Raw genomic sequence first — 13,830 nt, 5'->3', positions numbered from 1 at the left:
GCGTGACATTAACCGACCAGAGCCTCGATCCCGTCGAGCATGCGGTTCAACCCGAACTCGTACCCCTTGTCACCCTGCGCCTCGGCGCTCTGGTCAAACCCGCCACCCAGCCAGATCCGGTTCATCGCCGGGTGCGCGTCGACCACGAAGTAGTCCTCCCAGAACGACGACCGCTGGTGCCACCAAGCCTCCGTCGACTGGCCCGTGCTGCGCTCGAGCCGGGTGTTCTCCGCGCCGAGCGCGGCGTTCGCGTCGACGTAGGTGCCGATCGCGTTGGCCGCGGCGACCGCCTGCCGCGGCGGCAGCCCGAGTGCGTCCACAATGGACAGCAGGTACTCCTGGCCGGCCAGCTGCCCCGGGCCCAGCGGCGGCCGGACCCGCGAAACCTCGCACAGCCACGGGTGGGCGCGGTAGGCCGCCCTGGTCCGTTCGGCGTAGAGCGCCACCTGCTCGCGCCAATCACCGGAACGCGGTTCGCCCGGCCCCGGCAGCCGCCGCTCGACGAGGACGTCGTCGACCATCAGGTCCACCAGCTCGGCCTTGCCGGGCACGTAGGTGTACAGCGTCATGGTGCCGGCGCCGAGTTCCTTGGCGACCCGGTGCATCGACGCGGCGGCCAGCCCGTCGGCGTCCGCGACCGCGATCGCGGCGGCGACGATCCGCTCCACCGTCAGCGTCGGGCGCCGCCCCCTCGTCGGTTCGGAAGTGCCGCCGCGAGCGCGCCAGAGCAGCGCGAGTGTGCGGTCGACGTCATCGGCGCCACTGCGTTCGACGGTCATGCGGTCCCCTCGCTCCTCCCCCGGAGATTACCCTGGAGAGCAGCGAGGGGGTGTGAGCCGATGAACCGACGCAAGCCGCCCAAGGTCTCCTTCCGCTGGTGGGTGGACCGGCAGCTCGAAGAGGCCCGCGACCGCGGCGCCTTCGACGACCTGCCCGGCACCGGCAAGCCACTGCCGAAACCGACCGGCAACGACGCGGCGACCGACTGGGTCCTGCGCGAAGTCCGCAAGGGCGGCCACGACACGAAGGCACTGCTGCCGCCGGCGCTCGCGCTCAAACGCGAAGTCCAGGACCTGCCGGCGACGCTCGCCGCCGAGCGCGCCGAAGCGCGGGTGCGGGAAGTCGTGACCGACCTCAACGAGCGGATCCGGCAGGCCTACCTCAACCACCACACCGGACCGCCGCTGACGGTGGCGCTGGTGGACGTCGAGGAAGCCGTCCAGAACTGGCGCCGGTTACGAGCCGCTGCCGGGTAGGTCATGAGGGGCACCCTCATGGCTCTCATGTCCAGGGTCCCGGCAAAGTCGGGCGCTGTCTGCCCGGCGTCGCCGGTCGTCATGAACGGGTCGTTCATGACGTCTGGCGACAGGGCTCCGGCAAAGTCGCGCCCGTCCCGCCGCCCTGAAGGGGACGTTCATCTCATGTGATGCGCTGAAGGGGACTTTCCTGTGAACTGACCCCTGGAAGTTGGACTGGCTAGGTAAAGCTAGGGCTTGAGGGCCTGGGCTCGGTATTCGGCCGGGCTCAGGCCTTCAAGCGTGGTCGAGATGCGGATCGTGTTGTACCAGTCGATGTACTCGTCCAGCTCGGCGGTGAACTCCTCGACGGTGTCGAAGCTGTTGTGGTGGAACAGTTCTTCCTTCAAATGACCGAAGAAGTTCTCGGCCATGGAGTTGTCCAGGCAGTTCGCTCGCCGGGACATCGACTGGGCCAGGCCCGCGTCCTCGATCAACCTCCGCCAGGAGACGTGCTGGTACTGGAACCCCTGGTCGGAGTGCACCAACGGCCTGGCGGCGCCGTCGAGGGTCGCGATCGCCGCGCGCAGCGACGAGTTCGTCAGTTCCAAACTCGGGGACGGGCCATGGCTGTAGGCGATCACGGATCGGTCGAACAAGTCGATCACCGGGGACAGGTAGACCTTGCGGTCGCCGATACGGAACTCGGTCACGTCGGTGACCCATTTCGTGTCCGGAGCCGCCGCGGTGAACTGGCGATTCAGCACGTTGGCCGCGACCGTGCCGATCTGCCCGAGCCAGGACCGATAGCGGCGCGGCCGCCGGACCTGGCAGAACAGGCCCAGCATGTTCATCAGCTTCAACACCGTCTTCTTGGCTACCCGCCAGCCCCCGCGGCGCAGCATCGCGTGCACACGCCGATGCCCGTAGCGGCCGCGGGCGGCCTCGAACTGCTCGGTGACCGCCGCCTTCAGCTCGACCTGCGGGTCGGGCCGGGTCAGCCGGGCCTGGTGGTAGAAGAACGTCGAGCGTGCCAGCCCGGCGGCCGCCAGCAGCACCGCCAGCGGATACTCGGCCTTGAGGGTGGCGATGACCTGGGTTTTCACCCTCGCCCCTGCTCCTTCAAGGCCCGCAATTTTTCCAGCAACGCCACCTTCGCCGACAACTCCAGGTTCTCCTGCCGCAGGCGATCCAGCTCGCTGAGCCCGGCTGGGTCAACCGGCTTGCCCGGCCGGCCTTTCGGCTTGGGCCGCAACGCGTCCTCGCCCTCACGCCGGTACACCCTGACCCAGTTTTCCAGCAGCTTCGGCGACGACAGATCATGCTCACGCGCCAGCTCCATCGCCGACGCCTCACCATCGACGAACCGGCGCACGACCTCACGCTTGAACTCGAAGGTGAACGACCGCTTACCCGGCTCCCTCATCAGCGCTCCCGCGCTCCGCAACCTCCAACGATCACGCAAGCGTCGCACCGCCATCGGCGACACGCCCAACCGGGTCGCGACCACCTTCGCGCCATACCCGGCCTCGAACAACGCAACAGCGGACTCCCGCTGCTGCTCAGACAACGAACTTCCTGGATACACCAAACCGCTCCCCGGAAAGTCGGAACTGGATTCCCAGTCCAACTTCCGGGGAGCGGTTCACTGTGATGAGACGACAGGAAAGTCCCCTTCAGGGCGCCGCCGGGCGGCGCAACCGGGCGCCGGCGCCGGACCGCCGCGACTTTGCCGGGGCCCTGACGACCGGCGAGGTGAACGACTCGTTCATGACCTTGCGGGCGGTGACCGTTGTGGCTGCTGGGTCTGGTGTTCTGGTCCCGGATGCACCCAATGTGGCGTTCGGTGCGCTGGACGCACCCAACGCCACATTGGGGCGCATCCGCCAGCCGCCCCTGACCTGACTTTGCCCGAAGCCCTGACGTGGGACGCGGTGAGCGACTCGTTCATGACCTTGCGGGCTGCCGGCGGTCGCTGTACCGGACAGGAACGCCATCTTGACTTTGCCGGAGCCCTGGCCCTTGTGTCCGTGATGGTGCCCCTCATGGCCTACGAGCCGCGTCGTAGGAGCGCCCGCTCGGCCGCGGTCCACGCCGTCGTCGTGAGCAGGTAGAGCCCGGCGGCCTGGGGCAGGACCAGCGTCGCGAGCACCGTGCCGTACGGCAGCAGCCGCAGGAACTTGCCGCCCGGGACGTCGGGAGTCGCATCGCGGTGGCGGTCCTGCCAGCGGACCGAAAACCACGCCACGACCGCGAGCCCGGCCGCGATCACGAACACCAGCGGACTGCCGGCCAGGCCGTGCGCGCCCAGCGGCGTCCCGAACAGCGTCGCGCCGAGCAGCGAGTTGGGCTCGCCGCCGATCACCGGGGTCGTGAAGAGCCGGTACATGATCGTGAAGAACGGCAACTGCAACAACATCGGCAGGCAGCCGACGAACAGCGACGTCCCGGCCTCCTGCTGCAGCTTCGTCATCTCCGCGGCCAGCCGGTCGCGGTCGTCGCCGTGCTTCTCCCGCAGCGCACGCAGTTCCGGCAGCAGGGTGGCCCTGGCTCGCTCGCCGCGGGCCGCCGACCGGGCGAGCGGGTGCAGCAGGAGCCGCACGCCGAGGGTGAACACGACGATGGCCAGCGCCGTCGAAAGCGGGCCGGTGAGGGCGTGGATCAGGTGGTACGCGCCGGAAACGGGCACGTCGAGAAAACCGAACACGGGCAGCACTCCGCACGAGTGGAAGGAATGGGGGCAGGCGGAATGGCTGCGTACCGGAACTACGCAGCCGTGCTGCGGGAACCGGGTGCTCGTGGCCTGCTGCGGCCGGGCCGGCCGGGATCGCGGAGCCGGATCGACTCGGCGCGGCGGGCCCGGCGGCGCAACGCGGTGACGCGGCTGCGCACCGGCGCCGACCACAGCGCGAGTTCGCTGCGGTGCGTGCTGCCGACCAGCAGCACGACCAGGAGGCTCGCGGCGGCGAGGGAGGCGAAGGCGACCAGCGCGGTCGGGCCGGTCAGCACCGGGAACGCCAGCTGCAGCAGTGTGTGCACGGACGCCCCCTTCCTTCCCCACCAGAGTAGCGAAAAAGGCTAACAGCCCGATGGGCTGTAACCTGGTTCGATGAGAGGGCAACTCGTCGTCGTGCCGATCCTGGCCATGCTCCTGCTGTTCGGCGTCCCGTGGTGGACGCTCGTCCTGGCGCCGGAGTGGGGCCTGGCCGGCACGATCGCCGGCACCGTCGTGCTGGCGGCGGGCCTGGTCACGATGCCGGTCGCGATGTTCCGCGGCCATTCCAAGCGCCAGAGCGACGCCTCCGCGCGCCTCGGCGACTCGCTGCTCGCCGTGATCTGGGTGCTGTTCAGCTGGTCGATCCTGAGCCTGGTGCTGCGCGTCGCGCTGCTCGGCGTCGACGACCCGCTGCGGTCGCGGATCGTCGCTGGCGCAACCGTGCTGGTGGCCGCCGGCCTGCTCGTGCACGGCAACCGCGTCGCCATGCGCGTGCCGCCGGTGAAGCGGACCGACGTCGTCATCCCGCGCCTCGGGCCGGGTCTCGACGGGCTGACCGTCGCCGTGCTGACCGACACCCACTTCGGGCCGATCGACCGGACGAAGTGGTCGGAGCAGGTCGTCGCGGCGGTGAACGCCCTGGAGGCGGACGTCGTCTGCCACGCCGGCGACCTCGCCGACGGCGCGGTGGCCAAGCGCCGCAAGCAGGTCGACCCGCTCGGCGGCGTCCAGGCCGCGCTCGGGCGCTTCTACATCACCGGCAACCACGAGTACTTCGGCGAAGCCCAGGCATGGCTCGACCACATGGAAGGGCTCGGCTGGGACACGCTGCACAACCGTTCGACGCTCATCGAGCGCGGCGGCGACCGGATCCTGTTCGCCGGCATCGACGACCCGACCGGCACCTCGTCCGGCCTGCCCGGCCACGGCCCCGACCTGCCCGCAGCGCTCGACGGCCGCCCCGACGACGTCCCGGTGGTGCTGCTGGCACACCAGCCGAAGCAGGTGCGCGAGGCCCGCGAGGCCGACGTCGACCTGCAGATCTCGGGCCACACGCACGGCGGCCAGATCTGGCCGTTCCACCTCCTGGTGCGCCTCGACCAGCCGACGCTCTCCGGCCTGACCCGGCACGGCCCGACCCAGCTGTACAACAGCCGCGGCACCGGGTTCTGGGGTCCGCCGTTCCGCGTCTTCGCACCCAGCGAGATCACGCTCCTCACCCTGCGCCGCGGCTGACGCCTTACCGGCAGTGCGCCGTCCTGACCGGCACCACCGACAACTTTTTTTGTCTTGACAGCTCGAATGGTCGGGTGTCAGGCTGTCCGCATGACCACCACAGCGCTTCCCGCCCACACCACCACGCCAAGCCGCACGCTGCTGACCTGCGGAATCCTCGCCGGACCCGTCTTCGTCGGCGTCGGCGTCCTCCAAGGCCTCACCCGCGCCGGCTTCGACTTCACGCGCCACCCAGCGAGCATCCTGGCGAACGGCTCGCTCGGCTTCGTCCAGATCGCGAACTTCGTCGTCACGGGCCTGCTGACGCTCGCCGCCGCGGCCGGCCTCCGCCGCGGCCTGCCCGGCAGATGGGGGCCGAGGCTGCTCGCGGTCTACGGCGTCAGCCTGATCCTGGCGGGCATCTTCCGCGCCGACCCGCAGGACGGCTTCCCGCTGGGCACGCCCGCCGGACCGCCGGCGTCGGTGAGCTGGCACGGCATGCTGCACTTCGCCTGCGGCGGCGTCGGCTTCGCCGCGCTGGTCGGGGCCTGCTTCGCGATCGGCTCGCACCTGCCGCCGGCCCGGGCGTGGTACTCGCGGCTCACCGGCGTGCTGTTCCTCGTAGGCTTCGGCGGCGTAGCGTCCGGCTCGGCGAGCCCGGCCGTCATCCTCGGTTTCTGGGCGGCCGTGGCGCTCGCCTGGACCTGGCTCGCCACGACGTCCGCCCACCTGATGCCGCGAGGAGAGACCCGATGACCACGACGACTTCCGCCGACGGCACGAAGATCGCGTACTCCCGCACGGGCACCGGCCCCGCGCTCGTCCTGGTCGACGGCGCGATGTGCTACCGCGGCTCGTCCCCGAACGACGCGCTCGCGAAGGAGCTGTCCGCGCACTTAACCGTGTACACGTACGACCGCCGGGGCCGCGGCGAAAGCACCGACACCGGCCCTTACACGATCGACCGCGAGGTCGAGGACCTCGCCGCGCTGCTGAAGGAAGCGGGCGGCGAAGCGTTCCTGTTCGGCATCTCCTCGGGCGCGGCACTGGCCCTCGAAGCGGCCCGCACTCTCCCCGCACCGAAGCTGGCGCTGTACGAACCCCCGTTCGTGGTGGACGCCACCCGCCCCCGCGTCCCGGCCGACTACCCGGCCCGCCTCGACGCGGCGCTCGCCGAGGGCAAGCGCGGCAAGGCGGTCAAGATGTTCATGACCGAAGGCGTCGGCCTGGGCAAGGCGACGGTGGCGATGATGCGGATCATGCCGTTCTGGTCCAAGCTCAAGAAGGTGGCCCACACGCTCCCGTACGACACGGCGCTGGTGGGCAACCGCCAGGCGGGCGAGCCCCTGACGCCGTCGTGGCCGGAGGTGACGATCCCGACCCTGGCCATCGACGGCGGCCGGAGCCCGGAGTGGATGCGCAACGGGGTGTCATCGCTGGCGAAGGTGCTGCCGTCGGCGGAGTACACGACCCTGCCTGGCGAGACGCACATCGTGAAGGCGGCGGCACTGGCCCCGGTGCTGACGAAGTTCTTCCTGGGCTAGGGCCGGTATCGAAGTCGGCTTCGACGTCCGGCATGGACACCAGAGGTCAGGGTCCCGGCAAGGTCGGGTCGGTGCGGTCCGCAGCGGTGCGCCGGCGTCTTGAATGAGTCATTCAGGTCTTCGGAGGTCCTGAATGACTCATTCAAGACGTTGGGGCGAGCGGGTCACCGGCGGCGGAGTGCCCTGGCCACGCGACTTTGCGGATCGGGCTCGTCGTCCGGCACGGGTCCGAGCGCGCTCCCCGACGACGAATCCGGCAGCACGAACTCATTCTGTCCGGGAAGATCACCCCATGCGCATCCGGATCCTCGACGCCGACATCACCACCCTCGAGGTCGACGTCGTCGTCAACGCCGCCAACTCCTCGCTCCTCGGCGGCGGCGGGGTCGACGGCGCCATCCACCGCAAGGGTGGCCCCGAGATCCTCGCCGAGTGCCGGAAGCTGCGGGCCGGGCACTACGGGAAGGGCCTCAAGACCGGCCAAGCGGTCGCCACCACCGCCGGTAGGCTGCCCGCCAAGTGGGTCGTGCACACCGTCGGCCCTGTCTGGTCGGCCACCGAAGACCGGTCCGGGCTGCTCGCCGACTGCCACCGCAACGCCCTGAAAGTCGCGAACGACCTGGGCGCCAAGACCGTCGCCTTCCCCGCCATCTCCACCGGCATCTACCGCTGGCCCCTCGACTCGGCCGCCGAGATCGCGCTCGGCACCGTCAGCCAGGCCGATCCCGGCGGCATCGAGGAGATCGTCTTCGCCCTCCGCGGGGAACAGGCGATGCGGGCCTTCGAGGCTCGTCACACCCCACTTGCCTGACCGATCACCCACCGGGCAGGGTGCAACCGTGCCCACCCGCGCCCTGGTTTTCGACTTCGACGGCACGCTCGCCGACACCGAGTCCGCCGTCCTCCAGTCCTGGCAAGAGGTCTTCCGCGCGCACGGGAGTGAGCTCCCGCTCGAAGCCTGGTACGCCGTCATCGGCACCCAGCACACCACGCCCGCCATGTTCGCCCTGCTCGCCGAGCACGCGCCCGGCATCGACCCCGAAGCGCTGCGCCCGAAGTCCAAGGCCCGGGTCTACGAGCTCCTCGAGAGCCTCGGCCCCCGCGAAGGCGTCGAGACCTACCTCGAGACCGCCAAGGAGCACGGCCTCAAGCTCGCCGTCGCCTCCAGCTCGTCCGGGGCCTGGGTGAACCCGCACCTCGAACGGCTCGGCATCGCGCGGTACTTCGACGCCGTCCTCACCGGGGACCGGCACAAGGCCAAGCCCGACCCCGACCTCTACCTCGCCGCGCTGGCCGCCCTCGAAACAACCGCGAGTGAGACCATCGCCTTCGAGGACACCCCGCACGGGGTCACCGCGGCCAAGGCCGCCGGACTGACGTGCGTCGCCGTGCCGAACGCCATCACCGAGAGCCTCGACTTCGGGCAGGCCGACGTCGTGCTGCCGTCCTTCGCCGCGAAACCGCTCGAGGCGCTACTCGGCGACTGACGCCAGCAGCCGGTCCAGGAACGGCAGCTGGCCCTTCACCAGCTTCTCCCGGGCCTCCGCCAGCGAAAACCACGCGACCCGGTCCACCTCGGGGAACTCCTGCTGCCGGCCCGAGCGCGGCGGCCACTCCATGGTGAACGTCCCCGGCACCACCGCCGCCGGGTCGAGGTCGCCGGCCACCGCCCACGCCGTGACGACCTTGCCGCCCGACTGCTTCACCTCGCCGAGCGGGACGTACTCGCCGGACGGCGCCGGCAAGCCCAGCTCCTCCGCGAACTCGCGCCGCGCCGCGGCCTCCGGCTCCTCGTCCGGCTCCAGCTCGCCCTTCGGCAGCGACCACGCCGCCGCGTCCTTCTTCGCCCAGAACGGCCCGCCCATGTGCCCGAGAAGCACTTCGAGGGCCTCGCCCCGCCCGCGGTGGAGCAGGAGCCCGGCACTGCGTTTGCCCGCCATCCGCCCAGTCTGCCCAAACCCGCGGAAAAAAATCCGCCGGGGTTGTCGATCCGGGGAGAAGCCACTCGACGCGTAGGCAGAAGGCAAGGAAGAACCCAGGGAAGGAACCCCGCAATGACCACCACCATCGCCCGCGAAACCCAGACCACCGCCGCCAAGAAGACCCAGGTCGCCGGCATCGTCACCGGCGCGAGCCGGATCGTGATCTCGTTCCTGTTCGGCTTCCACGGCTTGCAGGGATTCGGCTTCTTCGGTGGCATCGACGGCCAGGGCGGCGGCGTCCCGTTCGGCTCGTTCCCCGGCTGGTGGGGCAGCGTCTTCGAGCTCGTGGGCGCCCTGCTGCTGCTCGTCGGGCTCGCCAGCAGGCCGGCCGCGATCCTGCTCTCCGGCGTGATGGCCTACGCCTACTTCACCGTGCACGCCCCGATGGGCCTGCTGCCGCTGCAGAACACGGGCGAGCCCGCCGCGGTCTACGCGTGGATCTTCCTGCTGTTCGCCGCGATCGGCCCGGGCCGGTTCGCCCTGGACACGCTCGTCAAGCGCCGCCGCTGAACCCGTACAGGCGCGGTCCGGTTCAGTAGCCACCCTGGGCGGCTGCGAGATCGGACCGCGCCATCACGTGTTCCATCAGGCTGGTCAGCACCTGCTTCGTCGACTCGCGCTCACGGGCGTCGCACAGCAGCAGCGGGACGTCCATGCCGACGTCGAGCGCCTGCCGGACCTCCTCGGTCCCGTAGCGGTACGCGCCGTCGAAGCAGTTCACGCCGACGACGAACGGCAGGTTGCGGCGCTCGAAGAAGTCCACCGCCGCGAAGCAGCTGTCGAGGCGCCGGGTGTCGGCCAGCACGACGGCGCCGAGCGCCCCTTCGGCCAGTTCGTCCCACATGAACCAGAAGCGGTCCTGGCCCGGCGTGCCGAACAGGTACAGGATGAGGTCCGGGTTGATCGTGATGCGGCCGAAGTCGAGCGCGACCGTGGTCGTGGTCTTCTGCTCGACGCCCGACAGGTCGTCGACCCCCTCGGACGCGGTCGTGATGACCTCTTCGGTCCGCAGCGGCGGCACTTCGCTCACCGAACCGACCATCGTGGTCTTGCCGACCCCGAACCCGCCGGCGATGAGTACCTTGACCGCGGTCGCGGTCAGGTTCCGCCGGGGGTCAGAGTTTCCGGATGCCATCAAGGACCGCCTGCAATACGTGTCGGTTGGGGGTTTCCTGGACCGGTGCCGCGGTACGGAACAGCACCAGGTTCTGCTCGATGAGGTCGCTCAGCATCACCTTCACCACGGGCAGCGGGAGGTCGACCCGGGCGGCCACCTCGGCCACCGAGACCGGCCGCTGGCACAAGGCGATGATGCGCGCGTACTCCGGTTCGAGCATGCCCGCTTCGTGCGCGGTGCGCAGGGCGACGACGAGCGTGATGAGGTCGAGCCCGAGCGTGTCCGACCGGGTGCGGCCGCCCGTGACCGCGTAGGACCGGACCAGGGGTCCGGCCTCGTCGTCGAACCAGGCCTCGTGCCGCGCGCTCACGGCGACGTGGGCTGGACGCCGGCCCGCGGGGCCGAGGTGAGTACCTGCCCGACCCGCTTCACCATCAAGTTCATCTCGTACGCGACGAGGCCCATGTCCGCGTCCTCGCGGGCGAGCAGGGCCAGGCAGGCGCCCCGCCCGGCCGCCGTCACGAACAGGAACGCGTGGTCCATCTCGACCATCGTCTGGCGGACGTTGCCACCGCCGAAGTGCCGCCCGGTCCCGCGCGCGAGGCTCTGGAAGGCCGAAGCGACGGCGGACAGGTGTTCGGCGTCCTCCTCGGAGAGGTTTCCCGATCGGCCGATCAGCAGGCCGTCCGAGGACAGGACCACCGCCCGGTCCGCCCCGGCGACCCGTTTGACGAGGTCGTCCAGCAGCCAGTCGAGCTCGTGGGCGCCTGAGTTGACCATTACTCGCGCTCTCCGTACCTGTCGTCGTTCTCGGGAAACTCTTCGTCACGGGCCCGCCGGGTGCCCTGCTGGAAAGCGGAGAGCCTGCTGCGGGCGGCCTCCGGGGAGTCCAGCCGCACCTCTTCGCGTTCCTGTGCGGGCTTATCTTCCCGCAACTGCGGCACGAGGTTCTGCTGGCGTCGCCGTTGGGGCAGCGGCGGGCGGCCGGGCGCCTCCGGGCGGCGCGGCTGCTGCGGCCGTCCTTCGGGCACCGCGGCCCGCGGCTCCTGCGGCGGCCATGCCGGCTGCTGCGCGGCCGGGCGGGCCGGGCGCGAGGTCCGGTTCGGCGGGGACGGCGGGCGGACCGGGACCACCGGCTGCGCCTGGGTCGGCTGGCTCACCGGCTCCGAGACGGACCCGACCGGGACCGGCGTCGGCACGGACGGCGGCTGGGCCGGGGCGGCCGGCGGCACCACGACGGGCTGGGCCGGCGGCGTCACCGGGGCCGCGGCGGGCGGCTCGGTGCGGTGCCGGGCCGGGCGGCGCTGCGGCCGCTTGAGCGGCGCGACCTCGTCGTTGCCCTGCTCCGGCTCGACCGGGTTCGGGACGAGCTCCGGCTTCGGCGGGGTGATCGGCTGCTCCGGCTCGGACTCGGCGAGCGGGGCCAGCAGGTCGGTGCGCACGAGGACGATGGCCCGGGTGCCGCCGTACGCGGACTCGCGCAGGTGCACCTGGATGCCGTGGCGGGCGGCCAGCCGCGCGACCACGAACAGGCCCAGGCGCGGCTCGTCCGAAAGCGCCATGATCCCGAAGTCCGGCGGGTCGGCCAGCATGCCGTTGATCTCTTCGGTCTGGTCCGGCTCGAGCCCGAGGCCCTGGTCTTCGACCTCGATCACGACACCCTTGCCGACCACGTTGCCGCGGATCTCGACTCGCGACTGCGGCGGCGAGAACGACGTCGCGTTGTCGATCAGCTCGGCGAGCAGGTGCACGAGGTCGCCGACGACGGGGCCGCGGATGGCGATCTGCGGCAGCGCCGCCGTCTTGACCCTGGCGAAGTCCTCGGTCTCGGCGGACGCGCCGCGGACCAGCTCGGCCAGCCCGACCGGGTTGCGCCACTGCCGGCCCGGCTGCCCGCCGCCGAGGATGATCAGGTTTTCGGCGTTGCGGCGGGCGCGGGTGGAGAGGTGGTCGAGCTGGAACAGGGTGTCCAGCTGCTCCGGGTCCTCCTGCTTGCGCTCGGCCTGGTCGAGCACCTTGAGCTGGCGGTGCACGATGACCTGGCTGCGGTGGGCGATGTTGAGGAACACCGTCTTGGTGCCCTCCTTGATCTTCGCCTCGTCGATGGCGGCCGCGATGGCGGTCTGCTGCGCCTTGTTGAACGCGTCGGCGACCTGGCCGATCTCGTCGGTGCCGTGGTCGAGGAAGTGACCGCCCTCTTCGAGGTCGACCGGCTCGCCGGCCTGGACCCGGGCGACCAGCTCGGGCAACCGGACCTCGGCCGCGTCGAGGGTGTCCTCGCGCAGCCGGTGCAGCCGGCCGATGAGCCGGTTGGACAGCCGGACGGCGACGAACACCACGAAGACCGCGAACAGGACGGCGATCACGCCGGCGATCAGCGACTCGGTGAACGTCGAATCGGCGTCCTCGATGGCGGCCTGGCTCGCGTTCGAGCTCTGCGCGACGAAGATGCCCATCAGCGCGTCGCCGACCTGGCGGGCGGCGGTGCGCCACTGGTCCTGCGCCACCGGCAGCTTCGTCAGGTCACCGCGCAGGAAAGCGGTTTCGACCTGGGTCACCGTCTGCCACGGCTGGCTGGCCAGCAGCTGGTCGTACTTGGCCTTGACCTCGGGGATCATCTTCGGCGCCGAGGCGTCGAGCTGGGCGTGGTAGGCACCGACCTGGCCGACGTAGGCGCGGAAGTCGTCGTTCGTCAGCCCGCCCGCGGCGAGCCCGGCGGCCGCGAGCGCGTCACTGCGCTGCATCGCGTCGGCCGCGGTGAACAGCGGGATGGCGGTCAGCCGGTCGAACGCGTTCTGCGCGCCACGGGCGTTCTGCGCCAGCCCGGCCACGCCGTCGGTGAACTGGTCGAGCATCTTGTTGTAGAAGGCGAAGGCCTGGCTGATCTGGATCTGGCCGCTGTCGACCGCCTGGCGCGTCTGCGGCAGCTGCTGGAAGACGCCGAAGAACGTGGCGATGTTCTTCTGGACGCTCGGCGGCGTGTCGTTGTAGTCCGCGAAGTTGTCCCGGAGGTTCTCGATCTCCTTCGCGGCGGTCGCGTCGACCTTCGGGCGGACGGCCGCGAGCACGGCCCGCTGGTTGCCCTGTCCGGCGAGGAGGCTCAGCGTCGCCTGGCGCTCCTGCTGGAGCGCGGCGAAGAACGGGATCGCCGGGGCTTCCGAATTCCGGATCCGCGTGGTGTAGTCGCGTGCGGTGACCGCGTCGTAGATGAGGTAGCCGGCGAGGGCCACCCCGACCAGCAGCAAGGCCACACTGGGGATGAGCGCGATCGTGAGGACGCGCTTCCGAATCGAGGATCCCCGGTTGCGTCGAAGAGAAATCTGCTTCACCTGGGTCCGTTTTCCTTCCGGCAGTACATGGTTTCGGGTCGCCCGAGGCGGTCAACACCCGGATTCCGACCAGCCGGATCAACATCACCGTGGTCTGCTTCGCCCGCGACGACGGTATGCAGCCGCTCAGGGCGCGTCAAGTCCGTGGCGAGAACGTGATCTTGGAACGGTGACCCCTCCACACTTGTTGCCTGCGCTTGGAAAGTCCACCACCTAAAGTCGTGACGTTCGTCCCAGGTCGACTTCCGTTCCACGGCAGGGATGCACGCTGGTACCGGTTGCGGTTCGCGCGCCGACCGCCGGCGGGGCCGCTACGTACGAAACCGACGGATGGTTCGGTGAGAAAGGTCACGGAGCCGCGGTGCGGGCCGCCCGCCACCACGTCGTCCGGCCGAGACGGCTTCCGCAAAGCG

17 protein-coding genes are annotated in these 13,830 nt (G+C 70.5%); 7 read left to right on the top strand and 10 right to left on the bottom strand.

The window, feature by feature from the left end; genetic code table 11:
• Positions 1-8: 8 nt before the first annotated feature.
• Complete coding sequence (locus tag H4696_RS42720) at positions 9-779, bottom strand: TetR/AcrR family transcriptional regulator C-terminal domain-containing protein (RefSeq protein ID WP_086863581.1); 771 nt, start codon at positions 777-779, stop codon at positions 9-11.
• A gap of 60 nt (positions 780-839) precedes the next feature.
• Here H4696_RS42720 and H4696_RS42715 point away from each other — a divergent pair, with 60 nt between their 5' ends.
• Positions 840-1,256, top strand: a complete 417-nt coding sequence (locus H4696_RS42715) for a DnaJ family domain-containing protein (protein ID WP_086863582.1) — start codon at positions 840-842, stop codon at positions 1,254-1,256.
• A gap of 230 nt (positions 1,257-1,486) precedes the next feature.
• Here the strand turns inward: H4696_RS42715 and H4696_RS42710 are convergent, their stop codons facing one another.
• The 4 genes from H4696_RS42710 to H4696_RS42695 all read right to left on the bottom strand — a co-directional run bounded on the left by H4696_RS42710 (position 1,487) and on the right by H4696_RS42695 (position 4,274).
• A complete protein-coding gene (locus H4696_RS42710) occupies positions 1,487-2,341 on the bottom strand; it encodes an IS3 family transposase (RefSeq protein ID WP_338078697.1) in 855 nt (284 codons plus the stop codon).
• Positions 2,338-2,805 (bottom strand): transposase, encoded by a 468-nt coding sequence (locus H4696_RS50465; RefSeq protein WP_225955749.1) that lies wholly within the window; start codon positions 2,803-2,805, stop codon positions 2,338-2,340. The genes H4696_RS42710 and H4696_RS50465 overlap by 4 nt, the downstream gene beginning before the upstream one ends.
• 480 nt (positions 2,806-3,285) lie before the next feature.
• A complete protein-coding gene (locus tag H4696_RS42700; protein WP_338078715.1) occupies positions 3,286-3,951 on the bottom strand; it encodes a YidC/Oxa1 family membrane protein insertase in 666 nt (221 codons plus the stop codon).
• Between the two features lie 50 nt (positions 3,952-4,001).
• Positions 4,002-4,274: a DUF6412 domain-containing protein gene (locus H4696_RS42695; RefSeq protein WP_086859056.1), complete on the bottom strand. Its 273-nt coding sequence runs from the start codon at positions 4,272-4,274 to the stop codon at positions 4,002-4,004.
• 70 nt (positions 4,275-4,344) lie between these two features.
• Here H4696_RS42695 and H4696_RS42690 point away from each other — a divergent pair, with 70 nt between their 5' ends.
• From H4696_RS42690 to H4696_RS42670, 5 genes are all read left to right on the top strand, one after another.
• Positions 4,345-5,466: a metallophosphoesterase gene (locus tag H4696_RS42690; RefSeq protein ID WP_225955966.1), complete on the top strand. Its 1,122-nt coding sequence runs from the start codon at positions 4,345-4,347 to the stop codon at positions 5,464-5,466.
• Positions 5,467-5,556: 90 nt separating this feature from the next.
• On the top strand, positions 5,557-6,201 hold the full coding sequence (locus tag H4696_RS42685) for a DUF998 domain-containing protein (protein ID WP_086859058.1): 645 nt from the start codon (positions 5,557-5,559) through the stop codon (positions 6,199-6,201).
• Entirely contained in the window at positions 6,198-6,989 is a 792-nt protein-coding gene (locus H4696_RS42680) for an alpha/beta fold hydrolase (protein ID WP_086859059.1), read from the top strand. The genes H4696_RS42685 and H4696_RS42680 overlap by 4 nt, the downstream gene beginning before the upstream one ends.
• 292 nt (positions 6,990-7,281) lie before the next feature.
• Positions 7,282-7,800 (top strand): O-acetyl-ADP-ribose deacetylase, encoded by a 519-nt coding sequence (locus H4696_RS42675; RefSeq protein ID WP_086859060.1) that lies wholly within the window; start codon positions 7,282-7,284, stop codon positions 7,798-7,800.
• A 28-nt stretch (positions 7,801-7,828) separates the two neighbouring features.
• Positions 7,829-8,476 (top strand): HAD family hydrolase, encoded by a 648-nt coding sequence (locus H4696_RS42670; protein ID WP_086859061.1) that lies wholly within the window; start codon positions 7,829-7,831, stop codon positions 8,474-8,476.
• Here the strand turns inward: H4696_RS42670 and H4696_RS42665 are convergent.
• Entirely contained in the window at positions 8,462-8,929 is a 468-nt protein-coding gene (locus H4696_RS42665) for an NUDIX hydrolase (RefSeq protein ID WP_086859062.1), read from the bottom strand. The genes H4696_RS42670 and H4696_RS42665 overlap by 15 nt on opposite strands.
• 114 nt (positions 8,930-9,043) lie before the next feature.
• Between H4696_RS42665 and H4696_RS42660 the strand changes: the two genes are divergently transcribed.
• Complete coding sequence (locus tag H4696_RS42660; RefSeq protein ID WP_086859063.1) at positions 9,044-9,481, top strand: DoxX family protein; 438 nt, start codon at positions 9,044-9,046, stop codon at positions 9,479-9,481.
• A gap of 22 nt (positions 9,482-9,503) precedes the next feature.
• Here the strand turns inward: H4696_RS42660 and H4696_RS42655 are convergent, their stop codons facing one another.
• Genes H4696_RS42655 through H4696_RS42640 form a run of 4 tightly spaced genes read right to left on the bottom strand, consistent with a single transcriptional unit; the run spans position 9,504 to position 13,417 of the window.
• Positions 9,504-10,106: a GTP-binding protein gene (locus tag H4696_RS42655; RefSeq protein WP_004561734.1), complete on the bottom strand. Its 603-nt coding sequence runs from the start codon at positions 10,104-10,106 to the stop codon at positions 9,504-9,506.
• Complete coding sequence (locus tag H4696_RS42650) at positions 10,087-10,458, bottom strand: DUF742 domain-containing protein (RefSeq protein WP_004561733.1); 372 nt, start codon at positions 10,456-10,458, stop codon at positions 10,087-10,089. The genes H4696_RS42655 and H4696_RS42650 overlap by 20 nt, the downstream gene beginning before the upstream one ends.
• Positions 10,455-10,868 carry a roadblock/LC7 domain-containing protein gene (locus H4696_RS42645; RefSeq protein ID WP_086859064.1) on the bottom strand — a complete coding sequence of 138 codons (414 nt, stop codon included), beginning with the start codon at positions 10,866-10,868 and terminating at the stop codon, positions 10,455-10,457. Before H4696_RS42645 ends, H4696_RS42650 begins: the two co-directional genes overlap by 4 nt.
• Positions 10,868-13,417, bottom strand: a complete 2,550-nt coding sequence (locus H4696_RS42640) for a sensor histidine kinase (protein WP_169734953.1) — start codon at positions 13,415-13,417, stop codon at positions 10,868-10,870. The genes H4696_RS42645 and H4696_RS42640 overlap by 1 nt, the downstream gene beginning before the upstream one ends.
• Positions 13,418-13,830: the final 413 nt, after the last annotated feature.

Origin of the sequence: Amycolatopsis lexingtonensis (assembly GCF_014873755.1) — a bacterium.
GTDB classification, from domain to species: Bacteria; Actinomycetota; Actinomycetes; order Mycobacteriales; family Pseudonocardiaceae; genus Amycolatopsis; species Amycolatopsis lexingtonensis.
Note: the sequence above shows the minus strand (reverse complement) of the source record. Positions and strands in the feature narration are given on the sequence as shown.

Coding starts and splice junctions, on each gene's coding strand:
- H4696_RS42675 (WP_086859060.1), top strand. CDS start 7,282: ATGCGCATCCGGATCCTCGACGCCGACATCACCACCCTCGAGGTCGAC.
- H4696_RS42720 (WP_086863581.1), bottom strand. CDS start 779: ATGACCGTCGAACGCAGTGGCGCCGATGACGTCGACCGCACACTCGCG.
- H4696_RS42645 (WP_086859064.1), bottom strand. CDS start 10,868: ATGGTCAACTCAGGCGCCCACGAGCTCGACTGGCTGCTGGACGACCTC.
- H4696_RS42690 (WP_225955966.1), top strand. CDS start 4,345: ATGAGAGGGCAACTCGTCGTCGTGCCGATCCTGGCCATGCTCCTGCTG.
- H4696_RS42665 (WP_086859062.1), bottom strand. CDS start 8,929: ATGGCGGGCAAACGCAGTGCCGGGCTCCTGCTCCACCGCGGGCGGGGC.
- H4696_RS42715 (WP_086863582.1), top strand. CDS start 840: ATGAACCGACGCAAGCCGCCCAAGGTCTCCTTCCGCTGGTGGGTGGAC.
- H4696_RS42685 (WP_086859058.1), top strand. CDS start 5,557: ATGACCACCACAGCGCTTCCCGCCCACACCACCACGCCAAGCCGCACG.
- H4696_RS42660 (WP_086859063.1), top strand. CDS start 9,044: ATGACCACCACCATCGCCCGCGAAACCCAGACCACCGCCGCCAAGAAG.
- H4696_RS42655 (WP_004561734.1), bottom strand. CDS start 10,106: ATGGCATCCGGAAACTCTGACCCCCGGCGGAACCTGACCGCGACCGCG.
- H4696_RS42680 (WP_086859059.1), top strand. CDS start 6,198: ATGACCACGACGACTTCCGCCGACGGCACGAAGATCGCGTACTCCCGC.